Origin of the sequence: Ignavibacterium sp., from assembly GCF_025998815.1 — a bacterium.
GTDB lineage: Bacteria > Bacteroidota > Ignavibacteria > Ignavibacteriales > Ignavibacteriaceae > Ignavibacterium.
Genome location: NZ_AP026678.1, coordinates 1,223,500 through 1,249,427, shown reverse-complemented (window position 1 = coordinate 1,249,427; position 25,928 = coordinate 1,223,500). Strand labels below are relative to the sequence as shown.

At 33.0% G+C, this 25,928-nt stretch carries 26 protein-coding genes; 21 read left to right on the top strand and 5 right to left on the bottom strand.

Features of this window, described 5'->3' with window-relative positions:
- Nucleotides 1-21: 21 nt before the first annotated feature.
- Nucleotides 22-3,072, bottom strand: a complete 3,051-nt coding sequence (locus Q0X14_RS05380) for a hypothetical protein (protein WP_297843497.1) — start codon at nt 3,070-3,072, stop codon at nt 22-24.
- Nucleotides 3,073-3,323: 251 nt separating this feature from the next.
- Nucleotides 3,324-3,821, bottom strand: coding sequence for a hypothetical protein (locus Q0X14_RS05375; RefSeq protein WP_297843494.1), 498 nt, complete (start codon nt 3,819-3,821; stop codon nt 3,324-3,326).
- A gap of 177 nt (nt 3,822-3,998) precedes the next feature.
- Between Q0X14_RS05375 and Q0X14_RS05370 the strand changes: the two genes are divergently transcribed.
- The 18 genes from Q0X14_RS05370 (at nt 3,999) to rpmA (ending at nt 20,885) form a co-directional block, all read left to right on the top strand.
- A complete protein-coding gene (locus tag Q0X14_RS05370) occupies nt 3,999-5,360 on the top strand; it encodes a pyridoxal-phosphate dependent enzyme (RefSeq protein WP_297843490.1) in 1,362 nt (453 codons plus the stop codon).
- A gap of 117 nt (nt 5,361-5,477) precedes the next feature.
- Nucleotides 5,478-5,867, top strand: coding sequence for a four helix bundle protein (locus Q0X14_RS05365; RefSeq protein WP_297843487.1), 390 nt, complete (start codon nt 5,478-5,480; stop codon nt 5,865-5,867).
- A gap of 92 nt (nt 5,868-5,959) precedes the next feature.
- Nucleotides 5,960-7,096, top strand: coding sequence for a PLP-dependent aspartate aminotransferase family protein (locus tag Q0X14_RS05360; RefSeq protein ID WP_297843485.1), 1,137 nt, complete (start codon nt 5,960-5,962; stop codon nt 7,094-7,096).
- An 81-nt stretch (nt 7,097-7,177) separates the two neighbouring features.
- Nucleotides 7,178-8,011 carry a hypothetical protein gene (locus Q0X14_RS05355; protein WP_297843482.1) on the top strand — a complete coding sequence of 278 codons (834 nt, stop codon included), beginning with the start codon at nt 7,178-7,180 and terminating at the stop codon, nt 8,009-8,011.
- A 55-nt stretch (nt 8,012-8,066) separates the two neighbouring features.
- Entirely contained in the window at nt 8,067-10,595 is a 2,529-nt protein-coding gene (locus Q0X14_RS05350; protein WP_297843479.1) for a TonB-dependent receptor, read from the top strand.
- Between the two features lie 48 nt (nt 10,596-10,643).
- The gene (locus tag Q0X14_RS05345; protein ID WP_297843476.1) at nt 10,644-11,465 is read left to right on the top strand and encodes a hypothetical protein; all 822 of its coding nucleotides are present in this window, start codon (nt 10,644-10,646) and stop codon (nt 11,463-11,465) included.
- A gap of 37 nt (nt 11,466-11,502) precedes the next feature.
- Nucleotides 11,503-11,652 (top strand): exodeoxyribonuclease VII large subunit, encoded by a 150-nt coding sequence (locus Q0X14_RS05340; RefSeq protein ID WP_297843473.1) that lies wholly within the window; start codon nt 11,503-11,505, stop codon nt 11,650-11,652.
- On the top strand, nt 11,582-11,920 hold the full coding sequence (locus Q0X14_RS05335) for an exodeoxyribonuclease VII large subunit (RefSeq protein WP_297844722.1): 339 nt from the start codon (nt 11,582-11,584) through the stop codon (nt 11,918-11,920). Before Q0X14_RS05340 ends, Q0X14_RS05335 begins: the two co-directional genes overlap by 71 nt.
- Nucleotides 11,880-12,692, top strand: coding sequence for an exodeoxyribonuclease VII large subunit (gene xseA, locus Q0X14_RS05330; protein WP_297843470.1), 813 nt, complete (start codon nt 11,880-11,882; stop codon nt 12,690-12,692). Before Q0X14_RS05335 ends, xseA begins: the two co-directional genes overlap by 41 nt.
- Entirely contained in the window at nt 12,689-12,922 is a 234-nt protein-coding gene (xseB, locus tag Q0X14_RS05325; protein WP_297843467.1) for an exodeoxyribonuclease VII small subunit, read from the top strand. Before xseA ends, xseB begins: the two co-directional genes overlap by 4 nt.
- Complete coding sequence (gene dxs, locus Q0X14_RS05320) at nt 12,915-14,861, top strand: 1-deoxy-D-xylulose-5-phosphate synthase (RefSeq protein WP_297843464.1); 1,947 nt, start codon at nt 12,915-12,917, stop codon at nt 14,859-14,861. The genes xseB and dxs overlap by 8 nt, the downstream gene beginning before the upstream one ends.
- A complete protein-coding gene (locus tag Q0X14_RS05315) occupies nt 14,861-15,862 on the top strand; it encodes a Gfo/Idh/MocA family oxidoreductase (protein ID WP_297843461.1) in 1,002 nt (333 codons plus the stop codon). Before dxs ends, Q0X14_RS05315 begins: the two co-directional genes overlap by 1 nt.
- Before the next feature lies 1 nt (nt 15,863).
- The gene (locus Q0X14_RS05310; RefSeq protein WP_297843458.1) at nt 15,864-16,556 is read left to right on the top strand and encodes a response regulator transcription factor; all 693 of its coding nucleotides are present in this window, start codon (nt 15,864-15,866) and stop codon (nt 16,554-16,556) included.
- Nucleotides 16,546-17,574, top strand: coding sequence for an ATP-binding protein (locus Q0X14_RS05305; RefSeq protein ID WP_297843456.1), 1,029 nt, complete (start codon nt 16,546-16,548; stop codon nt 17,572-17,574). The genes Q0X14_RS05310 and Q0X14_RS05305 overlap by 11 nt, the downstream gene beginning before the upstream one ends.
- A 5-nt stretch (nt 17,575-17,579) precedes the next feature.
- Entirely contained in the window at nt 17,580-18,716 is a 1,137-nt protein-coding gene (locus Q0X14_RS05300) for a glycosyltransferase family 2 protein (RefSeq protein WP_297843453.1), read from the top strand.
- Nucleotides 18,717-19,384: 668 nt separating this feature from the next.
- Nucleotides 19,385-20,239, top strand: coding sequence for a hypothetical protein (locus Q0X14_RS05295; protein WP_297843451.1), 855 nt, complete (start codon nt 19,385-19,387; stop codon nt 20,237-20,239).
- Nucleotides 20,240-20,306: 67 nt separating this feature from the next.
- On the top strand, nt 20,307-20,615 hold the full coding sequence (rplU, locus tag Q0X14_RS05290) for a 50S ribosomal protein L21 (RefSeq protein WP_297843448.1): 309 nt from the start codon (nt 20,307-20,309) through the stop codon (nt 20,613-20,615).
- Nucleotides 20,616-20,627: 12 nt separating this feature from the next.
- Nucleotides 20,628-20,885 carry a 50S ribosomal protein L27 gene (gene rpmA / locus Q0X14_RS05285; RefSeq protein WP_297843446.1) on the top strand — a complete coding sequence of 86 codons (258 nt, stop codon included), beginning with the start codon at nt 20,628-20,630 and terminating at the stop codon, nt 20,883-20,885.
- A 66-nt stretch (nt 20,886-20,951) separates the two neighbouring features.
- Here the strand turns inward: rpmA and mdh are convergent, their stop codons facing one another.
- From mdh to Q0X14_RS05270, 3 genes are all read right to left on the bottom strand, one after another.
- A complete protein-coding gene (gene mdh, locus Q0X14_RS05280; RefSeq protein WP_297843444.1) occupies nt 20,952-21,917 on the bottom strand; it encodes a malate dehydrogenase in 966 nt (321 codons plus the stop codon).
- Between the two features lie 83 nt (nt 21,918-22,000).
- Nucleotides 22,001-22,414: an ATP-binding protein gene (locus tag Q0X14_RS05275; RefSeq protein WP_297843442.1), complete on the bottom strand. Its 414-nt coding sequence runs from the start codon at nt 22,412-22,414 to the stop codon at nt 22,001-22,003.
- Between the two features lie 38 nt (nt 22,415-22,452).
- A complete protein-coding gene (locus Q0X14_RS05270; protein WP_297843439.1) occupies nt 22,453-24,348 on the bottom strand; it encodes a hypothetical protein in 1,896 nt (631 codons plus the stop codon).
- A gap of 207 nt (nt 24,349-24,555) precedes the next feature.
- Here Q0X14_RS05270 and Q0X14_RS05265 point away from each other — a divergent pair, with 207 nt between their 5' ends.
- The 3 genes from Q0X14_RS05265 to Q0X14_RS05255 are packed head-to-tail and all read left to right on the top strand — an operon-like array spanning nt 24,556 to nt 25,926.
- Nucleotides 24,556-24,924, top strand: coding sequence for an NADH-quinone oxidoreductase subunit A (locus tag Q0X14_RS05265; protein WP_297843436.1), 369 nt, complete (start codon nt 24,556-24,558; stop codon nt 24,922-24,924).
- Nucleotides 24,915-25,436 carry an NADH-quinone oxidoreductase subunit NuoB gene (nuoB, locus tag Q0X14_RS05260; RefSeq protein WP_014560977.1) on the top strand — a complete coding sequence of 174 codons (522 nt, stop codon included), beginning with the start codon at nt 24,915-24,917 and terminating at the stop codon, nt 25,434-25,436. Before Q0X14_RS05265 ends, nuoB begins: the two co-directional genes overlap by 10 nt.
- Before the next feature lies 1 nt (nt 25,437).
- Entirely contained in the window at nt 25,438-25,926 is a 489-nt protein-coding gene (locus tag Q0X14_RS05255) for an NADH-quinone oxidoreductase subunit C (protein WP_297843432.1), read from the top strand.
- Nucleotides 25,927-25,928: the final 2 nt, after the last annotated feature.

Here is a 25,928-nt window from a genome sequence, read left to right as displayed (position 1 = left end):
CTGTCAGCCTCCCTTCAAATTTTATATTTTAATTCTTATAGTTGTTCTTGCTAAAATTTCATCGTAATCATTTGTGCTAAGAATTTTATCAGAGTAATTGTTTTTTTCAATTCGCAAGTCGGCACTAATATTTTCTGAAATGTCATAAGTTGAGTTGAGATAAAATCCTAAACGATTATTCTTGTCCTTCTCAAAGGAATAATAAACTCCCAAAACATTATTCCACTGCTCGAAGAAAGTATAACCTACATTTCCATCAATGTTTGTGATTGTACTTGACATTCCGGCAAAGTCCATAAAATTCATTCCGAAACCAAAACCAATAACTAATGGAGATTTGAATGCGAGATTTTCAGATAATGTAAAGCTGTTTAATGTATAACCACTCAAACTATCAAGCGATTTAGATTTATTGAACATATAAAAAAGATTTGAAGATAAATTCATATCATTACTCAGTTTGAAGTTGTAGCCAGTATTAGCAGTAAACAAATGATTTTTAAAATCAACTTTCTTCAAAGGATCGTTTGAATCATTTGAGAGAAAGTTTGGATTGTAACTTAGATTTAATGATGGATAATTTTTAAATCGTAAGCCTAACTGAATGCCCGGAGCAAGTGTGGTAGTTGTATAAAGTTTTGAATTGATAAGATTGTCGCGATAATATTTCATAGATGCAGTTACTGATACTTGTCTTTGAACAAATTTCTGATCGACTTTCCCTTCAACTTCAAATCTGTCGTTTCGTAATGTTGGATTTCCATGAGTTCTGTAACCCGGTCCAATCATTCTTACACCAGCAGTTACTTTGGTATTCGATTCACTATTGTTGAAAGTACTTTTTAATGAATAAGCATAATCAACCTGACTTGAGACTTTAGGTTGAAAAATATTTCTTACAAATTGGGGAATGTCTTCATTAACCAAATCCGGATCGCGGTTGTCTCTTGTTAACATTGCACCGGAAATTTCTCCTTCTAATGAAAATTTATCTTCAAATAAATTTAATCTCGAATCAATACCAAAAACATAGTTTGTGTTAGGAGTTAAAATTCTGTTTGTTGAATCAACTAAAATTGAACCTGCTTTATCTTTTGAGTAAATACCGGTCAAAAAGAGATGTGAATCATCTTTCTTTCCAACACCTATTCTGCCTGCATACAAATCTCTTCTGAATGCAGTATTGTTTATTGGTTTTTGATTTTGTTGCAATGCTGTTGCCAGATAAAACCAACCGGGATTGAATTCAAAACTTAAGCCCGATACCGGCGCTCCCTGCATTGTGAATGGTGTGTATGAGGGATAATTCGTCCCGATTCCAAACGAATTAAAGTAAGAGAAAAATTTCATCAGTCCTGGTACATTCTCTTCACCTTCTGCTTCTATTTGATTTTCGATTGCTTCTCTTGCAGCATCAACACTGTAAAAGAATGAAACTGAATTTATATTTTGTCTTCCTGCAGAGTTTTCAGATGAGAGAAGCAAATTTAATCCAAATGGAATTCCATAAAGACTGACTGAGGGCGTAAATCTTAAATAACCGTATGAAGGTTTTCTATCTGAGCCGCTTCCTCTTCTGCTGGCTGTTTCGCCGGATAATTCACCTTCAAAACCAAAACTAACCGCTTTTGTTTCAGAATTACCAAGTAAACTTCCAAGTAAATTCGGAATGCTGAAAAGATTATTTGTTCCTGATAGGTTTCCGCTTCTGAAACTTAATGAATTATTAGTAAAGATATTTGAAGATGATGACCTTAATCCTTCAGGCAAATTATCAATTATTATATTCGATGCTCTTATAATATTGAGCATACTTCTTTTTGCATCATTGATTGATCTTTTGATCTGATTATTTGGTTTGAATGAAAATGTGTAAATCTCACTTGATGCTAACAGTGAACCTTGCGAATAAGCTTCAACTTGCCATGCATAGGATCTATCAGGATTAAATTCTCTGGCAGCAACAGGATACTGAAAACTCGTACTGATTATTCCTGATGCAGAAAAGAAAAATGGATTTGATTGCATTGCATCGTATGGCGATTGATTGTCATACATTTCAACAATCTTTATTCTGTATGAAATTAAGGTATTCTGAGGAACAGGAGTTGGTGGTAACCAACTGAAAACCATCGAACTGCTTTTTAATCTCGATTTAGAATTCTGTGTCCCGAGTTTAGCATTAAACATTCCTCTCCAGATATCTTTCTTTTCAATTCCCCTTAAATTTTCTCCTGCATTTAAGTTATTATCATTTTCCTGTTGTGTTATACCTGTAGTTTCATCTTCAGTCTCCCCCTTAAGTTTATCTTTCGAAATTATACCTGTAGTTTCATCTTCAGTCTCCCCCTTAAGTTTATCTTTCGAAATTATACCTGTAGTTTCATCTTCAGTCTCCCCTTTAAGTTTATCTTTCGAAATTATACCTGTAGTTTCATCTTCAGTCTCCCCTTTAAGTTTATCTTTCGAAATTATACCTGTAGTTTCATCTTCAGTCTCCCCCTTAAGCTTATCTTTCGAAATTAAACGGGTAGTTTCAGTCTCTGATTCATCATTATTCAGAATTGCCTGATCTTCCGGATACATTAAAGTAACCTGAGAAAGATTTAGCACTTCCTGAGTTATACAAGAAACTCCCAATACGGAATTGGAATTTGCATCAATAACTTCAATACAAATTTCATATGAACCATTTGGTAAAGCCGATAAACGGTTAATTACAGATTGATAATTACTGTTTTTCTGATTGATTGTAATTGTTCCGACATCAGCAGCACGAACTCTTTTACTTCCTGTTGGCAGATTAAAAACAGAAGTACTCACATCAACTATAAGTCCTGTAGTTAATTCAATTGCTGTTCCGTGCAGATAAACCTGTCTTTCGATTTCTCTGTTAACGATCACAAGATTCCACATATCTTCAATTCTCATCTGATAAGGTGGAGGAGCTTGCAGATTCACAATTACTGACTGAGCTGAAATTTCCTGAACAGAAAAGAGCATCAGAATTGTTATAAGCAGATATTTTTGATATTTGTGTAATCGATTAAAGAACGAATTAAAATTGTTCATGAAGAAACCTCCTGTAATTTGAACAACTATTTTTTAGCAAAAATTTTATCCGGATTAGCTAATTGATTTAGTACTAAACAATCATTGTTCCACAACAACAATTGTCAATTTTCTCAAAAAAAATATAAAAAAATTGAAAATCAATCAATTTTTTGAATTTTTGGGGGACTATTAAGATTAGCCCTTAAGTGAATAGAATAAAAAATTGGAAAATTTTTCTATCAGGCAATTTTTTCTACAATATAAATGAATTATGGAGTCCAGAATTCTTTTATAGTAGTTACATAGTTTTCTGACAAATAGATTTCAAATACTTTGGTTGAGTCAATATACTTTTTAAAGATTTCAGGAGCAGATAAACTTTTTTGAGTAACCTGATAATTAGTTGATTGATCGGAAATCCAAACATCCATTTTGCAGTTTTTATCAAGCTGAAACTTTAATGAGTCAATACGGACATTCATCATATAATAGTCATTAGGAAGGAACCAGATTGTATCGCCATTATCATTAATTTCAAATTCCGCATCACCAAAATTTTTTGATGCAGAAATTGCTGAATCACCTGTGAGTAAATTCACCAGGTCTACTTCTATAAAATTGGCAGAATCTGTTTCGTACAACCTGTTGATGTAGCAGAAATATTTTTGCACAGACTTATTTTCCGTTATTGTCTGATTATTATCTGATTTTTTACAGCAGGGAAGAAAAAAAAGAAGGAAACTAATCAGGATAGTTTTGAGTTTCATATTCAACTCCATTATTAAAATGGAATTTAACTGAAGTAAAAATATTCATATTATTTTTTTGTCACAACGATGCATCTTTAATTCTATAAAAATGTAACAACTGAACATTATTTTAACTTTTATCATAAATAAGGATTGTGTAAAATTGCCTCACAAATTTTTTAAATGAGAATCTAAGTGGAATATAAAAACAATATACTCGAACAGATTGGTAATACACCTCTCATAAAACTTAATAAGATCAACAAAGGTCTTAAGCCAAAAATATTCGCTAAACTCGAGTCAGCTAATCCTGGTGGAAGCGTTAAAGACCGAATCGGACTTGCAATGATTGAAGATGCTGAAAGAAGAGGTGAATTAAAACCGGGCGGAACAATTATAGAAGCAACAAGTGGTAATACCGGAATTGGTCTTGCACTTACTGCTGCGGTAAAAGGTTACAAATGTATTTTCGTTGTTACTGATAAAGTTAGTCAGGAAAAAATTAATTATCTGAAAGCTTTAGGCGCCGAAGTTATTGTAGTATCAAGATTTGTTGATCCTGATGACCCTGAGTATTATGTGAATGTAGCAAAACGCTTACACAAAGAAATTCCGAATTCATTCTTTGCTTATCAGTATTCAAATCCATCTAATCCCGAAATGCATTATCGCACAACCGGTCCTGAAATCTGGCGACAAACTGATGGAAAGATTACTCATTTTGTTTCAAGTATTGGCACTGGTGGGACAATCAGTGGCACAGGAAGATTTCTGAAAGAAAAAAATCCAAACATTCAGGTTATTGCAGCTGATCCGCTTGGCTCAATATTCAAACATTATAAAGAAACCGGTGAATTGATTAAAGGAACTCCGTATCTGGTTGAAGGTATTGGTCAGGATTGTTTGCCTGCGAATGTTCATTTTCAATATATAGATAAAATCTACAACATTAGCGATAAAGAATCTTTTGCTGCTGCAAGAAAACTAACTCTTGAAGAAGGAATATTCTGTGGTGGAAGCACAGGTACAATTGTTCATGTGGCTTTACAGGTAGCAAAAGAATGCTCTGAGAATGATGTAATTGTTTTTATCGTGTGTGATACAGGTGAAAGATATTTATCCAAAATGCACAATGAAGAATGGTTAAGACAGAATAGAATGCTTGATCCCGAAATAAGAATTTTAAGAGATTTATCTGACATCAAGAAACAAAGAGGTTTTGAAGAAATTGTTTCTGTTAAAGATACCGATTCAATTAAGGATGTACTTGAGCTAATCAGCAGAACAGGTTATTCAAATATACCCGTGCTGAGAGGACGACAATCAATTGGTTGTATCAGAGAAAATAAACTTCTCGCAAAGCTTGTCGAAGACCCAACTTTATACAATGCAAAGGTTAAAGACCTTATGGAAGAATCTCTTCCTGTTCTTGATGCAAAAACAGAAATTGCTGAAGTAAAAAAATATCTGAAAGAAAATCCTGCAATCCTTGTCAGCGACTTTGGATTGATTACGGATATAATTACAAGATATGATTTGATTAATCTGAGTGTGTAAAAAAATTTTCTTTGTATATCATATATTGAACAAAGAAGTCTTCAAATTAATTATTCTCTTAAATATCGAATGACGAATATTGAATTTCGAATATTGAATTAGTTTAATGAATGAGCTATGAACAAAAACACAAATAAAAAATATGATCTGGAAGATAGATTAATAGAATTCGCAGTGTTAATAATTAAAATTGCCGAAAATTTAAAAAATTCACGAGCAGGAAATCACATTGCAGGACAAATAGTTCGTTCAGGGACTTCGCCTTCATTAAATTATGGCGAAGCTCAAAGTGCCGAATCATTAAGTGATTTTATTCATAAGTTTAAAATTTTGTTGAAGGAGTTAAGAGAAACAAGAGTGGCTTTGAAAATTATAAAAAGAATACCTTTGATAGATGATATAGAATTAGTTGATAAAGGAATTACTGAATGCAATGAACTTATTTCAATTTTTGTTAAAAGTATCGATACAGCAAATAAGAATACAAAAAAGGATAAAAATAATTAGAGAAAAATTCGACATTCGATATTCGACATTCATAATTCGATATTCAATACTCTAACTGATGATATTTAACAATTAAAGGAAAGATTAAACAAATGGGCTTTTCAACGGACGCAATTCACGAAGGACAAATTCCTGAACCTATAACAGGAGCTGTTATAACTCCGATTTTTCAAACATCTACTTATGCTCAATATGAGCTTGGTAAAAGTACAGGATTTGAATATGGCAGAACTCATAATCCGACAAGACAAGCATTAGAAAAAAATATTGCAGCGCTTGAAAAAGGTAAGTATGGAATTGCATTCGCATCAGGACTTGCAGCAACGCATGCACTTATGAGTTTAGTAAAAGCAGGCGATCATATCGTTATTTCAAACAATGTTTACGGTGGTACTTATCGTCTGTATGAACTGAATATGAAAAATTACGGATTGGATTTTTCCTGGGTTGATACAACTGATTTGAAAAACATTGAGCAGGCGATTAAGCCAAATACAAAAATGCTTTATGTAGAAACTCCGACTAATCCAATGCTAAACATTACTGACCTTAGAGGAGTTACAGAAATTGCCAGACGGAATAATCTGATTTCTGTCTGTGATAATACTTTTATGAGTCCTTATTTTCAGAATCCATTAACATTTGGAATTGATATTGTACTTCATTCAACAACAAAATATTTAAATGGTCATAGCGATATCATTGGGGGCATTTTAGTCACAAGCGATGAAAAGCTTCACGAAAGATTAAGATACATTCAGAATGCGGCTGGTGGAGTTCCATCGCCATTTGATTGCTGGCTTGTTCTTCGCTCTACGAAAACGCTTGCTGTAAGAATGAAACAACACGAAGCAAATGCAATTGAATTAGCGAACTTTCTTGAACAATCAGGACTTGCTAAAAAAGTTATCTATCCAGGACTAAAATCACATCCGCAACACGGACTTGCAAAGCAACAAATGAGAGGATTTGGCGGAATGGTGTCCGCTGACTTTGGCGATATTGAAACTGCTAAAAAAGTTCTGAATAATGTTAAGATTTTTACTCTCGCTGAAAGTCTTGGCGGAGTAGAAAGTCTTATCTGTCATCCTGCATCAATGACTCACGCATCGGTTCCAAAAGAGGAAAGAGATAAAATGGGATTGACTGATTCCTTAGTCAGATTCTCAGTTGGAATTGAGGACATTGAAGATTTAATAGCAGATGTTAAGCAGGCTCTGGAAAAATAAATAGTATTTCCTATTGAGAAATTAATCAACGATGATTTATAAACCTTTGATTATGTTTGCTTTAAACAAAAGCAGAATTTTATGAATAAATTATTGATACTTTTATTTACGGTATTTCTTTGTCATTTCAATTATGCTCAGAATGAAGACACAACTCAGCAAGGGATTGAAATATTTCTCATCGATGCATATTGCAAACCCGATACACCTCACCCGTTTATTTTATCATTTTACACTGATATTCCTGCTAAGTCAAAAGTAATTTTAGATAAGAAATATGAATTTGTAGTGAGCAAAGATTTTGAAGAGATGCATAATATTCAGATTGATATAACAAAACTATTTTTTATCGATAAACAAGTGCAGTTTGTTATTCAGGTGGAGGATTCTCTTGGCAATCGGGTTACTTCAGAAACTTTTGATTTCGATCTACCATATGAACCTGTTATAACCGGAGGTTCAAGTTTACTTACTTTGTGTTTATTCGGTGGATTTGTTTTTCTTCTTCCGACACCAAACTATGTAATACAAAATGGTCAATCATATTTTAGTTTGACAAAAGAAATTCCATTCCTGTCATTCAGATCAAAAAGCTTTCGATATCCCGCATCATATTTTGCAATTGAATTAACATACATCTTCAAAGCAGAGGACAAAAAATTTTTCAGAACGAGTTATAAAAGATTATTTGAGTTACCAGTAATAGAATATGTTGCTCCGGGAATTGGAGGTTACACAAACTTTGCCGGAAACAATGGCATTGCAGCTGAATTTACAATAGGACTTTTCAGACTTTTTGATACTTTCACAATCTTCACTCGTTACAGATACAATTTTCAACCATCCGGGAATAAATCGCACTTTCACGAGATAAATTTGGGACTTTACTCGGGATTCTTTTCTATTTATTTATAAATGGATTTTGGAATGATTTTCCAAAATTCTTTGTTTGTATGAAAAAAGAAATTCTATGCGATTTATAATTTTAATAATCTTAATTTATTCAACATTAATACTTCCTCAATCAGGCAATCTCAAAGGAAAAGTTACTGATGGAAGAAATCCAATTCCATCTGTTAATGTATTTGTGCCTGAGCTTGGTATTGGTGATGCAACAAATACTGATGGAGAATATCATCTTAAAAATCTTCCTGCCAAAGAACTTGAAATAAGATTTAGTGCAGTTGGTTACGAAACTCAGGAAATTGATGTTGAAATTCTTCCTGACAAAACAGTTGAACTGAATATTACTTTAAAGGAAAAAGTGATTGAAGTTCAAACTATTGTTGTAACTGCTTTAAGACAACAGGAGCAAAAAGACACTAGAACAAGTCTCATAGATTTAAATCCCAGAAGTGCGAAAATCCTTGCTGGTGGAGTTGAAGATGTTTTCAGAACATTACAATCTCTTCCCGGTGTAGTTGCCCCAAATGATTTTTCTTCTCAGCTAATTGTTCGTGGCAGTGGTCCGGATCAGAACCTAATCATTATGGATGATATTGAAGTCTTTAATCCATATCGCTTGTATGGTGTGATAAGTATGTTCAATCCTGATGCAGTTTCAGATGTAAATCTTATTTCAGGTGGATTTCCGGCTAAGTATGGTGACAGATTATCTGCGGTTCTCGATGTTACCAACAGAGAGGGCGATGCATCCAAAGCGTTTAAAGGAAATATCAATGCTTCAATTGTTGATGCGAATATTGTTTTGGAAGGAAGAAATCCTTTTAACATAAAAGGAAGCTGGCTAATAAATTCCAGAAGAACATATTATGATTTGATCATTGAACCTTTTGTTAAAAGTGCCGGATTAGTTGATGATAACACTTCCTTCCCAAATTTTTATGACTTTCAGGCAAAGCTTGTTTTTGGTCCTTTTAACGGAAGTAAAATACTCTTAAATGGAATACTTTCGCGCGATGGAGTAAATGTAATTAGTGGAAAAGATAGAAACACTCCGGATAGTGTTGGAGTTTTTAATATTACAAGAAATGATGTTCTGGCTGCTGCCTGGCATTTTGCACCTTCCAGAAAATTATTAAACAAAGTAATTGTATCCTGGTATAAAAATAATGGCGATACGGATTTCGATTCTCAAATTCTTGATCCATCACTGAACAGATCAACTTTCGAAGATGCAATTCCTGATACATTAAAACCATATCTTCTTGGTTTTAAATTCAATGGAACATTTGACTATCGGAAAATCTCTTTCGATGATAAATTCACCTACCTTTGGGGTGAAAACACTTTTGAAGCCGGAGTTGGTTTTGATAGAATGGAAACAACAATTGATTTTAACTTTGAACTTGATCCTCAGCTTGAAGCTATTTTCAGAGCGAACCCGCAATTCAGAGCTGCATTGAGTGATATAAAAGATGTGAAAAATTATAACAGATACAGAGCATATGTTCAGAATAACTTTAAAGTGACAAACAGATTTTATTTCAATCCAAGTCTCAGATTTGATTATTATGATCTATTGGATAAGCAATATGTTGCTCCAAGACTTTCGATGTCTTATGCAATAGATGAAATCACAACTTTAAGAGCTGTTTGGGGAATTTATTATCAATCTCCCGGATATGAAAAACTTCGTGATCAAAATGTCCTGTTCGATCTGGACGAAAGATTTACAAAGTCACTCGAAGCAGAAAAAGCAACTCATTATGTAGTTGGAATTGAAAGATGGCTGACTAATGAATGGAGTTTGAGATTTGAATCTTACTACAAAAATTTTGATAATCTTATAGTGCAAAAAATTATTCCTGGGACAAGATTCATTACGGAACCAATTCCGGGAAAAGATCCAAAACTTTCAGCCAGCTGGACAAGACCAGTACCTGTTATTGGTGATTCGGTTACTCAAATTCCAATTAACAATTCTGATGGAGAAGCTTATGGCTTTGAATTCTTTCTTGCAAAAAGAAATATTGAAAGAGGTTCGAGATTTTCAGGTTGGATTTCTTATTCTCTGGCATATGCTGATCGTTATGAATCTGGAGAAACTCTTCCTTTCCGTTTTGATCAAAGGCATACTGTCAATGTAGTTCTTAATTATGAATTTAATAGTTGGTTTAATGTCGGAGTTCGCTGGCAATATGGTTCCGGCTTTCCTATAAGTATTCCATTAGGTATAAAGCCAAGAGTTATTTATAGTGATACAAACGGTGACGGAGTTTTTGATACTCCGGTAATTGCCACCCGAAAACCATTTGGAAATCCAAATGCAGAAGGTCAGGTTATTTATGATATTGATTTCGGAAATCAAAAATTAAACGCGAGAAAACCAGCTTATCATAGACTTGATATCCGTCTTAATTTTCTTGCAAACTTCTGGAATCTTGATTGGAATTTTTATCTTGATGTTGTTAATGTTTACAACAGAAAAAATGTTGTCGGATATGATTGGTACATTACAGAAGACCTGCAACTTGCTCGTGAACAAAATAATATGTTCCCGATTCTTCCGACCTTAGGTTTTGCAGTTAAGTTTTAGCTTAAACATTCATAAATTTCACACCACAAAAAATTTTATTATCTGAAAATGAAAAAATCAGTAATACTTTGGTTAATTGCTTTAATTTTAACAATTGGTACAGCATTTTTCCAACGATTAACAGGTCCGACTTATCCAATCAAAGGTAAAATAGTTCTTAAAGATTTTACAATAAATTATTCACTTGATCGTTCACATTCTGGCGATGATCATCATGTGGTAAGAATCAAAGTCAGAGATGAAAATGTAACCGGCGTTCTCGAATGGAAAAGATATAAGACAAATGATACTTGGCGAATTCAGAGAATGAAATTTAAAGATGGTGAACTGGTTGGAGCTTTACCACCTCAACCTCCGGCTGGAAAACTTGAGTACAGAATCATTTTAACTGATGATGAATATCAGGTTCTTATTCCTCAGGATAAACCTGTCGTAATAAGATTTAAAGGCATTGTACCAAGTTATATTTTGATTCCACATGTTATTTTCATTTTTCTTGCGATGTTATTTTCAACGAGAGCAGGATTGGAATTTTTTAACAAAGAACCCAAATATAATCTTCTCGTTTACCTTACTATGATATTTTTAATTTTGGGTGGATTTATCTTTGGTCCATTAGTTCAGTATTTTGCATTCGGTGCTTTCTGGACTGGTTTTCCATTCGGATATGATTTAACAGACAATAAAACTTTAATTGCTCTTATTGGATGGATTATAGCATTTGTGATGATGAAGCGCTCATCAAAACTACAGAGATGGATAATTGCAGCTTCAGTTTTAATGTTTGTTGTATTTCTGATTCCTCACAGTTTGCTTGGTTCCGAATTAGATTATAGTAAACTTGAGAACAATATTGAAATTCAAAAGTAATTTTCTTTAAAACCATCAAAATAATTCTACTTTAATATTGAATGAAGAGAAACAAATATTTACTGTTAGTGAACTGACTCAATCAATCAAGTTTGTTCTCGAGTCAGCATTTGAAAATATTTCAGTTGAAGGGGAAATATCTAATTTCAAATCTCATATTTCCGGTCACTGGTACTTTCAATCTTAAAGATGAAAATGCTGTAATCAATTGCACTATGTGGCGTGGATTAAATAATTATGTTTTCTTCACTCCACAGGATGGAATGAAAGTAGTCGTTACGGGAAGAATTACTGTTTATCCGCCAAGAGGAAATTATCAGATTGATGTTCGGAGTATGAAACCAGCCGGTGAAGGTGAACTTCAGGCAGCATTCGAAAGATTAAAACAGAAATTAAAAGCCGAAGGTTTGTTTGATGAAGAGAGGAAAACGAAAAATTCCATTCTTCCCAAATAAGATTGGAATTGTAACAGCAATTGACGGTGCTGCAATCCGTGATATGATTTCAGTTGCTGAAAGAAGATTTCCATTAGTTGAGTTAATTATTGCCCCAACAAAAGTTCAGGGAAGCGGTGCTGCTGAAGATATAGTTGACAGTTTACATAAATTGAACAATTTAAAAGATATTGATGTTATAATTGTTGCAAGAGGCGGAGGTTCAATAGAGGACCTTTGGGCATTTAATGAAGAGATTGTTGCAAGGGCTATTTATAATTCGAAAATTCCTGTTATAACCGGTATAGGACACGAAATTGATTTTACTATTGCTGATTTTGTAGCAGATTTGCGAGCACCAACTCCATCAGTCGCAATGGAAATAGCTACTCCCGATAAAAACGAATTAATAAATGCTATTAACTATGCTGTTGAACATATGGAGGAATTAATTGAACAATCCGTTTATGATTACAGACAAAGAATAAATGATGTTCTCGATTCATATATGTTCAGATATCCATTAGAAAAGGTCAGGAATTTTTATCAAAAGATTGATAACTTGTTTTATAAAATTTCTCAACAAATTGATAAGAAAATTTTATTGGCAGAGAAAGAAACTCAGAAATATTTTTCAATTATAAATTCATACGATATTGAAAAAACATTAAAGAAAGGTTTCACACTTATCAAACAAGATGATAATTTTGTTACACGAAAACAATTTTACAATCCCGGGAAATCTGTTTCAATAAAATTTTATGACGGTGAAATTAAGCTGGAAAAGAAATGACTAAAGGAAAAACCTCAAAATCTTTCGAAGAGAAATTGAAACGTCTCGAACAAATTTCTGAATTACTTGAAAGCGGTGATGTGAAACTTGAAGAATCAATAAGTCTTTTTGAAGAAGGGATAAAACTTTCAAAAGAGTGCTTAGCTATTCTCGAAAATGCGGAATTAAAAATAACCAAACTAAAAAAAGAAGTTAGTAATAAATCAAACTACGAAGGTGATGATGAATAACAACGGAGAAAACAAAACTACCAACGAACAAAAGTATCCGGTTCTTTCAAAAGTCAACTATCCCTCTGATATAAAACAGATGGATGTTGCTGAATTAAAACAGTTATGTAAGGATATTCGCGAATATCTTGTTGATACTATTTCGGAAATCGGTGGACATTTTGGTGGTGGTCTTGGAACGGTTGAATTAACTGTAGCAGTTCATAAAGTTTTTAATACTCCTTATGATCTAGTTGTTTGGGATACAGGTCATCAGGCATATCCGCACAAAATTTTAACAGGCAGAAAAGAAGCACTGAAAAGAATCAGAAAGTTTGGTGGAATAAGTGGTTTTCTTAAAAGAACTGAAAGCGAATATGATGCATTTGGTGCTGGTCATGCTACAACAAGTATTTCTGCTGCGCTTGGAATGGCAGTCGGAAGAGATTTGAATAATGAACCAAATAGAAAAGTAATTGCAATTATTGGTGACGGTGCAATGACTGGTGGAATGGCTTATGAAGCAATGAATAATTCCGGAGTTCTTAAATCAGATTTAATTGTTGTTTTGAATGATAACAGAATGTCTATTGCTCCGAATGTATGGCAAATTTCGAATTACTTTACAGAAATGATTTCACATCCGGATTACAACAAATTCAAAGCACAAATTTGGGATTTAACAGGAAAGTTAGATGCATTTGGCGACAGACTAAGGAAAATAGCTGCAAGACTTGAAAGCGGTATAAAAGCTGTTGTAACTCCCGGAATGCTTTTCGAAGCTCTTGGCTTCAGATATTTTGGACCGGTAAATGGACATAACCTTCATCAACTAATCAGAATTTTTGAACATGTTAAAACTCTTAAAGGTCCGATTCTTATTCACGCAATAACTGAAAAAGGGAAAGGTTATAAGCCAGCCGAAGGACATGTTCAGAGATTACATGCCTCAACTCCATTCGATAAACTAACCGGAAAGGCATATAAAAAAGAAGGCGCACCACCTGCATACACAACAATTTTTGGAAACGCTCTTGTTGAAATCGTAAAACAAAACCCTAAGGTTGTTGGAATAACAGGCGCAATGCCTGACGGTACAGGTTTGGATATTTTGCAGAAAGAATGTCCAAAAAATTATTTTGATGTAGGAATTGCTGAAGAACACGCTGTTACTTTTGCTGCAGGATTGGCAACTCAGGGAATAATTCCGGTAGTAGCAATTTATTCTACTTTTCTGCAAAGAGCTTTCGATCAAATTATTCACGATGTTGCACTTCAGAAGCTTCATGTTGTTTTCGTGATGGACAGAGCAGGACTTGTTGGAGCTGATGGACCAACTCACCACGGTGCATTTGATGTATCATATCTACGGTTTATTCCAGGTATGGTCATTATGGCACCGAAGGATGAAGCTGAACTAAGAAATATGTTATACACTGCTGTTGAATACAAAGACGGTCCAATCGCATTGCGTTATCCTAGAGGTTCTGCGCTTGGTGTTGAAGTAAAACCAGGTTTTGAAAAAATTGAAATTGGCAAAGCAGAAATATTAAAATCAGGTGAAGATGTTGCTTTACTTGCATTCGGTTCGATGGTTAATTATGCTTTAATAGCAGCAGAGAAACTTGAAAGTCAGGGAGTACACGCTGAAGTAATAAATATGAGATTTGCAAAACCGCTAGACACAGATTTGCTTGATGATGTTGCATCGAAATTCAGGAAGATTGTTACATTGGAAGAAAATTCAATTATTGGTGGATTTGGAAGCGGTATTGTTGAATACTTCTCAGATAAAAATTATAAGAACGATATCCTGCGAATAGGTTTGCCCGATAAATTCGTTGACCACGGTACGCAAGAAGAACTCCATAAATTGCTTGGAATTGATCCCGATGGAATTGTAAATCAGGTTATTCATTTTATTGAAATAAAAAAATCTAAAGAAGAGGTTTCAGTATAATGCCGAAAATAAAAATCGGAGTTATTGGATTAGGAAGTATTGCTCAGTTAGTGCATCTTCCTAATTTGGCTAAGTTAGACAATGCAGAAGTTGTTGCAGTTTCTGAAATTAAAAAAAACCGATTGAATACAATTGCAGATAAGTTCGGTATATCTCAGCGTTTTTCTGATTACAAAGAAATGCTTGAAAAGACTGAACTTGATGCAGTGATAATTGCCACTCCGACTAATACTCATAAAGAGATTGCAATTGATTGTCTCAATGCTGATAAAGATGTTCTTGTTGAGAAACCTTTGGCAAGAACTTTTTCAGAAGCAAAAGCAGTTGTTGATGTCGCAAGAAAGAATAAAAAGAAATTAATGGTCGGTATGAATCTCAGATACAGACCTGATACTATGTTATTAAGAAGTATTGTTAGCTCAGGAGAAATTGGCGAACCATTTTATGCAAAATGTGGCTGGGTGAGAAGACAGAGTTCTGAAGAGAAATGGTTCACGAAAAAAGAAGAAGCTGGTGGAGGAGTTATAATTGATTTGGGAATTCACTTGCTTGATCTTGCGCTTTGGCTTATGAATTATCCGGAAATAAATTCTGTATCCTGTAAAACATATCAGCATAACACAAAAAATGTTGAAGATACTGCAATCAGTTTTATCAAATTCAAAAATGATTCGCTTATCAATTTGGAAGTTAGCTGGTCGATGCCAACTGATAAAGATCATTTTTTCCTGAGCGTGTTCGGAACAAAAGGAAGCTTTACATTAAATCCATTACATGTTTATAAAAGAATAAACGATGAAATTCTCGATCTTACTCCCGCGCAGGTTGATAATTCTACAACGCTCTTTAAAAAATCATATATGAATGAACTTAAAAGTTTCGTAGGTGCAGTAAAAGGTTTGAATCCGGTTTTATCACCCGGTGATGAAGCATTAGAGAGAATGAAAATAATAGAAGCAATGTATCAATCAGCTAATAAAGACCAGGAAATAAAGCTTTAACATGTCTAAAATACTTCTCATTGACGATGAACCTGATATTCTCGAATTTCTTAAATACAATCTTGAGAACGAAGGATATCAGGTAATAACAGGTACTGATGGTCAGCAAGCTTTGGAAAAAATTGCGGAGAATCCTGATCTTATTGTGTTGGATATTATGATGCCGAAGCTTGATGGCTTTGAGGTAATGGAAAGAATCCGTTCTGATAAACGATATAAAGATATACCTGTCATCTTTCTTACTGCAAAAGCTGGTGAAGCTCACGAAATAAAAGGACTTGAGCTTGGTGCAAGTGATTACATTCAAAAACCTATTTCTCCCAAAAAATTAATTGCACGAGTAAAAGCCAATCTGAAAAAATCCGAGTTGATTTCTCCGAAAAAAGAAAAATTACCGGAGAAAATTAATTTTGGTCCGATTGAGATTGACAGAAAAACATTTACAGTTCTTGTTGATGGTGAAAAAATATATTTCCCTCGTAAAGAATTTGAAATTTTGTTTTTTCTTTTGAGCAGTCCAGAAAGAGTTTTTAACAGAGAAATTTTGCTGAAAGAAATTTGGGGAAATGATGTATATGTAGTTGATAGAACGATTGATGTTCATGTACGTAAAATCAGAGAGAAACTCGGAAATTATGCAGATATGATCGAAACAATTAAGGGCGTGGGGTATAAAGTTAAAAGTGTGGAATGAGCTAAAGAAAGATATCAGGTTTTCAAAGCATTATTTCAAAGAACTCTTTGCCTTCTCATCTATATTGGTAGCTGCTATTTTAATTCTTCAGGGAAATTTCAACAACCTTGTTTTAATCATCTCAATTGTCCTGGCCTTGAATCTGCTGGCTGTAGTTTATTTGAGCAGCAAAAGAAGAAAAGAGCTTTGTGAAATTGAAGGGATTATCAATAATATCAGAAATAACTTTTACCAAAATGCTGATGAAATAATCTTATCTGAAAATCTTTCTTCACTCGAACAGGCAATTAAAGAGATGTTTATTAAATCCAAGAATGATATTGAATATATGAGAAAGCTTCAAAGAGTTAGATCAGAATTCATCGCAAATGTCTCGCACGAACTTAGAACTCCAATTTTCGCAATTCAAGGTTATATTGAAACATTACTAAATGGTGCCATCAACGATTCTAATGTTAATAAATCTTTTCTTGAGAAAGCTGCTCATCATACTAATAACCTCAGTAATCTTCTTAATGATTTGATTAATATTTCCATGATTGAAAGTGGTGAAATGCAGATGAGCTTCAGGTACTTCGACCTTGGACCTTACATTCTGTCCGTAGTTGAAGAAATGAAGTATCTTGCTGATGAAAAAAATATCAATCTCGTTTGTAATCCAATAAGAAATGGTCTTCAGGTTTTTGGTGATAAAGAAAGATTGAAACAGGTTCTTATAAATCTTATTCAGAACGCAATAAAATATACAGAGAAAGGTGGAGTTGAAATTTTAGTTGAGGAAGATAAAAAATTTGTAACGATTAAAGTTAGAGATACAGGCATTGGTATTCCCGAGGATCAATTAACACGGATTTTTGAAAGATTCTATAGGGTTGATAAAGCCCGTTCACGAGCTGTTGGAGGTACCGGACTGGGATTATCAATTGTTAAACATATTATTGAAGCACACAACTCGAAAGTGGAAGTAAAAAGCACTGTTGGAATTGGAAGCGAATTCAGCTTTAAACTAAAAAAATAATTTTTATGAAAAATCCATCATTATCTATTATTGTTCCTTGTTTAAATGAAGAGAAAACTCTTCCAATTGTTTTAGAAAAAATATTATCAATCAAACAAAATGATCTGAAGGATTTTTCGGTAAGAATAATTGTTTCCGATAATGGCAGCACTGATAATTCTATTGAAATTGCAAAAAGTTTTGGTGCTGAAGTTGTTCACTGCGAAACAAGAGGTTATGGCGCTGCTTTGGATTTCGGTATAAAATCAACCGATTCTGATTACATAATTTTTGCTGATGCTGATGACACATATGATTTTTTAGAAGCGCCAAAATTATTCTTTGAAGCAATCAAAGGATATGATTTAGTAATTGGTAACAGACTGAATAAAAATCTCAAAAAACAATCAATGCCATTTTTGCATAGATATTTAGGAACACCTATCCTGAATGCAATCATAAATTTTTTATACACAAAGTCTGACAATAAAATTAAAGATTGTAATTCTGGTTTCAGATGCTTCAATAGAAAAGCTTATTTAAATTGGGATATTGTTGGAACAGGTATGGAATTTGCCTCTGAAATGTTAGTTAAAGCGCTGAGTTGTAATGCCAAAATATCTCACATAGATATTACATTGTATCCTGATAAAGAGGGAAGAGTCCCTCATCTTAAAACATGGCGAGATGGAATGAGACATTTACTCCAGATTCTGGTTGAATCACCAAAATTTTTTTATCAGGCTGGTACTTTTCTTTTTCTTTTCTCATTTATCGGAATAATTCTGGGATGGCTAGTTGGTCCTGTCAAAATCGGAATTTTTAATATTCTTGGAATTCATTCAATGCTTATCTTACTCTTTCTTGGAGTTATTGGATTATCTATTTTTTCAATTGGTTTAGGTTTATCAACAAAAAAGAAAAACTTACCTAAAGTTTATAATTATCTTATAAATTTATCAGAAGATAAATTGTTCTGGTTTTCTGTTTTAACTTTAATTATTTCACTAGGATTTATTTTGATATTATTTATTCTTTGGGCAAGAAATGGTTTTTCGAATATTGATTTTTCTAAAGATACAATTTTCTTTGTTTCTATAGGTACATTTGGAATTCAATTAGTTAGTTCAATTATTTTTTCTCATTTAATCAAACGCGTTTAATGCAAAACGTTTTGCAAGAAAAAAAGCATATAGTTGTTGCTTCCTCAATTTATTTAATCTTGTGGATTGTTAGTTCACTGTTTTTAATTCACGGAATAAATGCTGATAGCATAAGCTACTTTTCAATTTCTAAAAAATATTTTGATGGCAATTTTTCTGAAGCGATTAATGCTTATTGGGGACCATTGTTCTCGTGGTTGATAATTCCTGCTTTCTTAATCAAAATTGAACCTCACATTTTCGCTAGAATATTATTCGGAATTTTTTCAGTCGCATTATTTTTCCTTGTTGATAAATATTTAATCAGATTTGAATTAAACAAAAACATAAGATCTCTGGGAATATATTTCTTCGTATTACCAGCATTATTTTTTTCTTTTTACAGATTAACACCTGATTACCTTCTTTTAATTATCACTTTAGCTTATGTCTATGTAGTTTCAGATAAAAATTATTGGGAGAAAAAAAATCAAGTCATAATATCTTCAATTTTAGGAGCTATAATGTTCCTTACTAAAAGTTATGGTTTGATTTTTTTTATTGTTTATCAAACAATCCTGGTTTTGATGGAGCACTATTCAAGCAAACGGATCAGCAGAAATATTCTATTAAATTACTTTTTAAGTTTAGTCGTACTATCGATTTTTATATCGCCCTGGATTTTTCTATTGAGTAATAAATATGGAGCTTTTACTGTTTCAACTTCTGGAGCTATAAATATCAGGATTGTTAATCCGGAACTAAACTTTAAACATCCTCCTATTGAATCAGGTTTTGCGGAACCATCTGATCAATATTCTATAAGTGCATGGGATGACCCAGATTTAGAAGCTTATCCAGAATGGAACCCTTTATCTTTCTCTAATATTAAGTACTTTCTAACTAATACCGCGAAAAATGTCCTTAAACTAATTATTTTTATTTTAGCTTTTTCACCTTTGTTATCCTCTTTAATAATTTTCATCAGGAAAAAAGAGATTGAGAATAAGATTTTAGTAAAAATTCTATTTGCTGGAATAATTTATGGCCTGGGTTATACTACAATTTATGTTGAAAACAGGTATATCTGGCCAAGCTGCGTTTTAATTACAATAATAGGTGTTTTTATCCTTAACTCATTTTATGAAAAAATCTTTACAAATTCTTTGAAGTCTGCTGTAATTAGTTTTTTAATTATTATCTCATTCATTCCTTTTTTTATTTATGGAATTACTCAGCAATTACCGAATACGAAAGCATATTATCAAGCAAAGTCATTAAAAAATAATTTAGAAATTAGTGGGAATATCGCCTCAACAAATTATTGGGATCATGGGCTAGCCCTAAGTTATTTTCTTAATTCAAAGTTTTACGGCACCGAGAAACTACCTCTAAATAAACCAGAGTTATTAGAAAAAGCAAAAAAAATGGGAATTAATTACATTTTTGATTATTCAAATAATGCTCAATCTCCAAATGGACTTAAATTTATTGGAAAAATTGATTCAATATCTGTTTATAAAATTGTAGAACAAACACCCTAAATAAATTTGCCTAAATACTTCATTTTTATTACTTTTACACCTCTAAAAAAGAAAAATAGGATGAAAAATGTACGCAGTAGTTGATATAGCTGGTCAACAGTTTAAAGTTACAGAAAATACAAAGTATTATGTACCACGATTAAAAGACTCTGAAAATTCAGAGGTTGTTTTCGATAGAGTTTTACTATTAACTGATGGTAAAACAACAAAAATAGGTAATCCAGTTGTTGAAGGTGCAAAAGTAACTGCAAAAGTATTAGAACATCTTAAAGATGATAAAGTAATTGTGTTCAAGAAAAAAAGAAGAATCAGTTACAAAAAAACTCACGGGCACAGACAACACTTAACAAGAATAGAAGTTTTAAAGATAGGTTAAAGGAGATTATCAATGGCTCATAAAAAAGGTCAAGGTTCATCCAGAAACGGTCGTGATAGTAATGCACAACGTTTGGGTGTTAAAAGATTCGGCGGACAGCAGGTCTTAGCCGGAAATATTTTAGTCAGACAAAGAGGAACAAAATTCCATCCCGGTGAAAATGTCGGAAAGGGTAGTGATGATACATTATTCGCTTTAATTGATGGTGTTGTGAAGTTTGAAGTAAAACGCGGCAACAGACAGTATGTCAGTGTTTATCCGATGAATTAAATCGTTAGTTTTAGTATTAAAAAAGCCCTCAGTTTTTGAGGGCTTTTTTATTTAGTAAAATCAATATCAGAATCCTAATCTTTCCATATCTGCTACAAGAGATTTAACTGCATTAACTGAATTATCGAGTAATGCTTTTTCTTCTGTATCCAAATCAAATTCAATAACTTTTTCTACACCATTTTCTCCAAGAACTGCAGGAACACCAACATAATATCCTTTAACTCCATACTCACCATTTAGGTAAGCACAGACCGGAAGAACTCTCTTTTCATCATAAATAATGGATTCAGCCATTGCTATTGCTGCAGATGCGGGTGAATAAAAAGCTGAACCTGTTTTGAGTAATTTAACGACCTCACCACCAGCTTGTTTTGTTCTTTCAACCATTGCAGTCATAACTTCTTTTGCTTTGTTTTTATCTCCGTATTTTTTCTCGAGTAATTCCATTGCCGGAATTCCGTTTACATTTGCATAACGAACAATCGGGACCATAGTATCTCCGTGTCCACCTAATACTAATGCATTTACATCTTTGACTGAAACTCCTAATTCCCAGGCGATGAAGGTTGCAAATCGTGAAGAGTCCAAAACACCTGCCTGACCCATAACCCTGCTCTCAGGAAATCCTGTAATCTTTTTGTACAGAGTTACCATCGCATCCAATGGATTTGAAATTATAATAGAAATTGCATTTGGTGCATATTGCTTTACATTTTCAGCAACGGTCTTCATAATCTTAGCATTGGTTGTGAGAAGATCATCTCTGCTCATCCCTGGTTTTCTTGGTAAACCTGCAGTGACGATTACTAAATCTGACCCTTCAATATCTTTATAATCATTGGTACCTTTTACAACTACATCAAATCCATCAATTCTTGAAGCTTCGGCAATATCAAGGCATTTACCTTGTGGCAAATCCTCAACTATATCATACATTACGATATCACCGAGTTGTCTTTGGGCAATTAGTTGTGCTAAAACACCACCAATTTGTCCACCACCGATTAAAGCAATTTTTTTTCTGGACATAATATTTTCTCCTAAAATTTATTTTTACTACAATCAAAATTAGATAAGCTTTTAAGCAGTTGCAAAAGATGAGGAAGAATAAACTATTTTATTTTTAATTTAAGAATTGTTTCTGTCCCCTGAGGAGTATTCTTAAAATCAACTTCGTCCATATAAACTCTCATAAGATAGAGTCCTCTTCCGGAGTCTTTAAGTAAATTTTCGGGATGAGTTGGGTCAGGTACATCAGCAGGATTGAATCCGGCACCCTGATCTTTTACCGAAATTATCAAGTAATCATTTACAACATCAACATCAATGTTAACCATTTTGTTGATGTCATTTTTATTACCGTGTTTGATGGCGTTTGTTGTAGCTTCGGTTACTGAAAGCAAAAGACCATTGAGCTTTTCTTCATCAAGTCCCAGATCTAATGCAAAGTAATTTACAAACTCTTCTACGGTAATAAGATTTCTTGGATCGCTTTCTATTTCTAAATGATAATGTGTCTGTGGCAAATCTATCTTAAATTTTTGTGAAAAATTAAACTATTGTTTCAGAAATTCCAACTAATACCCAAATTCAAATTTGCCTGTTGTTTGCTTTCAGAGTTTGTAAGCGATATGAACTCATAAAATCCAGTAATTGAAATTAAAAGTTTTTTGAATAACCTCGACTGAATTATTGTTGTTGGTCCGATACTTCGATATTCCGAATCTAAATCGAGGTCCTTTCCTTTATAATTAAAAGTGCTTAATGAAAAATATCTTATCCCAACTGAAAATAAAGAACTTGCACGATATAAAATTAATCGTGGTTCTAAATAAATTTCTCTTAATGCTCTCGTTGGTTTCTCAGAAAACGAATTCCAGTTCAAAATTCCTTGCTCTGATATCTTAATGTATCCAAAGATAAATATGGATGTACTTGATGTTATTCTTATTGTCGTGGAATCAATTGCAGTGAATTGTCTGAATGAAAAACTTTTTAATGGTGATGTTAAATCCTCAAAATCATATACTGTGTAATTTGCAGAAACATCAAAACTATTAAATGAACTGAAGTTTGAACCAATATACTCGCCACCGGTTTTTAATTTAATGATTCTGTTGATGTTGTTGTTAGAACTTCTTGAAGCAAAGATATAAACAGTATGTGAGTAAGAACCTTCTGCATTTATGAATGCTGTGAAAAATGGATTGAGTTTTTTATAGTAACCTAATCTGGCTATTGAAAGTATTTCATCACGGTCATCATCGTTTAACGCACTTGGAGTATCGTATTTAAGTTTGCTCTGATAGACACTTAAAGTGAATTTATCATCTTCGCTTAGATTCAAACCTCCGTCAAATGAAAGTGTTGCGTAACTGCTGGTATTATTTTTTTGCTGTTCTGATTCTTCTCTTTGATTAAAAAAAGCTTCGTTTATTCCCTGAAATCTTATTGCTTTATGTTTTTCATCTTTCTCGTTCATTGTGAATCTTATAGTTGAATTAAAACTTCTGGACCGATATCCTAATATCGCATCAAGTTCAAGTTTTAATTCATCGATTTGAGAATCGAAGATAGAAGAAGATTGCACTTCAGTTGATTTGTACTTCAAACCGCGTTCAATATTTCTTAGTGTAACTTTTCCTGTTGCATCAAGTGTTAGAATATCAAGGAATTCATCAAAGAAAAATCTGTTTTGCAGTTGATAACCAGATTCAATTCTGTTCTGAATATTATTTTTAATGCTGAACTGCTGCGATGTAACTGAATCTGCATTTATATAAAAATCTTTTCGTGATTGGTAATACTTTATGTTAAAATTATTATAAACATTTCTTTCAAAGTAGTTTAACATATTAAGATTAAGATACCTGGAATAATTTTTTCGTGGAGAGATATCTTCATTTTTAAATTTCAGTTCTGCATCGAATTGAAAATCTGAAATATTGATTTTGTCTCCACCTGCTTCAAAACCATAAACAAATCCATAATCGTTTTCACCAATTTGTCTGTTATTGGAATAACCTGAAAATGGTGCAAATGAAAAGTCCTTCAGAGATTTTATCCTCGAGAATAAAATTATATTCGAAATGGAAGATTGATTAATTTCCAGTGTACGACTATCAGAAAGAATAGTGTTATTTCCTATCAAACCAAAATCTATTTTATCTGAAAAATGGTAATTCAGGTTTAGTGCAAAATGATGTTCATCACGAACAGTTTTTTCAATCCCTTTAATGAAACTGGATTTATAATCCTCAGAAATGCCAAATGAATAACCTGAGAAACGATTGAAAAAATTAATACCGGAATTCAGGTAATAAGTATTTAATTGCTTATCAAGTTTCGAAGAAAGTAAGTTGGTTTTTGGGAATGGTCTGATAAACTCAAGACTATCAATCCTGGTTTGCGCAATTATGCCAAAACTTAAAAGTATCAGTATGGCTGTAACGAATTTCAATTTGAAATATTTAGGCAATTCCAGGCACAAATTATTTTACACATTCTTTATTCAAATTTATGGAATCTGAAATTAAAATTTCTATTCTTAATCTGATGAGAAATTAGAATACTAAGTAAGAAAAAGCACTGTAAGGAATTATACTTTAAATTGACAATCATTCAATTTTTGGATAACTTTGCCAGCAAATTTTAATAAATAAAAACAATGCTGGAACAATATATACCAATTTTTCTCGTAATTACTGTTGCTCTGATTTTTGCAGTAGTAACTGTATTTACATCCAAAATTTTTGGACCTCAAAGACCTAATAAAAGCAAAGTTTCCACATACGAAAGTGGAATGCAGCCAATTGGAACTACAAATGAAAGAGTATCAGTAAAATATTATCTGGTTGCTATGCTTTTCATAATTTTTGATCTGGAAGTGATTTTTATTTACCCATGGGCTGTTCAGTTCAAAAAATTATTTGGTGAATTGGGAATTTCAATTTTCGTTTCGATGTTTATATTCTTAGTAGTTCTTGAATTAGGTTATTTGTATGCTTATAAAAAAGGAGGATTCAAATGGGATTAGAAGCTAAATTAAATCAAGATGGATTTCTTGTAACCAAACTTGATGCTATAATTGGCTGGGCAAGAAAAAATTCTGTTTGGCCAATGCCTATGGGTATTTCCTGCTGTGCTATTGAAATGATGGCTGTTGGTGATCCAAAATATGATATTGCAAGATTTGGCTCAGAGGTGATGAGATTCACCCCTCGTCAATGCGATTTGATGATTGTTGCAGGAACAGTTACCTACAAGATGTCTCATGTTGTCAGAAAAATTTATGATCAGATGCCTGATCCAAAATGGGTAATTGCGATGGGCGCTTGCACATCAACCGGCGGAATGTATCGTTCTTATTCTGTTGTGCAGGGAATAGATCAGTTTTTGCCCGTTGATGTTTATGTTGCTGGTTGTCCGCCAAGACCGGATAATCTGTTAAACGCTTTAATTATGATTCAGGAAAAAATCGGAAAAACCAGAGCAAGAGATTTTCAGGATCTGAAACTTCCGGAATTAAATGTAATACAATCAAACTAATATGGAATTTAAAGAACTTATTCAGCAGAAATTGCAATCAAACTTTCCAGAAGCCAGTCTTGAATTTTCAGAATATAAAGATGAGTTCTGTGTAAAGCTTGATAAAAAATTTATCTTTCCTGTTTGTAAATTGCTTAAAGAGGATGCTGATTTACAATTTCTTTTGTGCGAAGATATTACTGCAGTTGATTGGGCAACTCGCAAAAACAGATTTACTGTAGTTTATCATATCTTCTCACTCAAGAACAAATTCCGATTAAAACTTAAAGCTGATGTTGATGAAAAGGATAGCAATATTGATTCGGTTTCATCTGTTTGGCGGGCTGCTAACTGGCAGGAAAGAGAATGTTATGATATGTACGGAATAATATTTAATAATCATCCGGATTTAAGAAGAATGTATATGCCAGAAGACTTTGAATATCATCCATTGAGAAAAGATTTTCCTCTTCTTGGAATTCCGGGTTCACTTCCATTACCAAAAAAATAATG

Bases quoted from the DNA above. Each gene is read 5' to 3' on its own strand.
- Q0X14_RS05380 (WP_297843497.1), bottom strand. From the start codon at position 3,072: ATGAACAATTTTAATTCGTTCTTTAATCGATTACACAAATATCAAAAA.
- Q0X14_RS05375 (WP_297843494.1), bottom strand. From the start codon at position 3,821: ATGAAACTCAAAACTATCCTGATTAGTTTCCTTCTTTTTTTTCTTCCC.
- Q0X14_RS05365 (WP_297843487.1), top strand. From the start codon at position 5,478: ATGAACAAAAACACAAATAAAAAATATGATCTGGAAGATAGATTAATA.
- Q0X14_RS05360 (WP_297843485.1), top strand. From the start codon at position 5,960: ATGGGCTTTTCAACGGACGCAATTCACGAAGGACAAATTCCTGAACCT.
- Q0X14_RS05355 (WP_297843482.1), top strand. From the start codon at position 7,178: ATGAATAAATTATTGATACTTTTATTTACGGTATTTCTTTGTCATTTC.
- Q0X14_RS05350 (WP_297843479.1), top strand. From the start codon at position 8,067: ATGCGATTTATAATTTTAATAATCTTAATTTATTCAACATTAATACTT.
- Q0X14_RS05345 (WP_297843476.1), top strand. From the start codon at position 10,644: ATGAAAAAATCAGTAATACTTTGGTTAATTGCTTTAATTTTAACAATT.
- xseA (WP_297843470.1), top strand. From the start codon at position 11,880: ATGAAGAGAGGAAAACGAAAAATTCCATTCTTCCCAAATAAGATTGGA.
- xseB (WP_297843467.1), top strand. From the start codon at position 12,689: ATGACTAAAGGAAAAACCTCAAAATCTTTCGAAGAGAAATTGAAACGT.
- dxs (WP_297843464.1), top strand. From the start codon at position 12,915: ATGAATAACAACGGAGAAAACAAAACTACCAACGAACAAAAGTATCCG.
- Q0X14_RS05315 (WP_297843461.1), top strand. From the start codon at position 14,861: ATGCCGAAAATAAAAATCGGAGTTATTGGATTAGGAAGTATTGCTCAG.
- Q0X14_RS05310 (WP_297843458.1), top strand. From the start codon at position 15,864: ATGTCTAAAATACTTCTCATTGACGATGAACCTGATATTCTCGAATTT.
- Q0X14_RS05300 (WP_297843453.1), top strand. From the start codon at position 17,580: ATGAAAAATCCATCATTATCTATTATTGTTCCTTGTTTAAATGAAGAG.
- rplU (WP_297843448.1), top strand. From the start codon at position 20,307: ATGTACGCAGTAGTTGATATAGCTGGTCAACAGTTTAAAGTTACAGAA.
- rpmA (WP_297843446.1), top strand. From the start codon at position 20,628: ATGGCTCATAAAAAAGGTCAAGGTTCATCCAGAAACGGTCGTGATAGT.
- mdh (WP_297843444.1), bottom strand. From the start codon at position 21,917: ATGTCCAGAAAAAAAATTGCTTTAATCGGTGGTGGACAAATTGGTGGT.
- Q0X14_RS05265 (WP_297843436.1), top strand. From the start codon at position 24,556: ATGCTGGAACAATATATACCAATTTTTCTCGTAATTACTGTTGCTCTG.
- nuoB (WP_014560977.1), top strand. From the start codon at position 24,915: ATGGGATTAGAAGCTAAATTAAATCAAGATGGATTTCTTGTAACCAAA.
- Q0X14_RS05255 (WP_297843432.1), top strand. From the start codon at position 25,438: ATGGAATTTAAAGAACTTATTCAGCAGAAATTGCAATCAAACTTTCCA.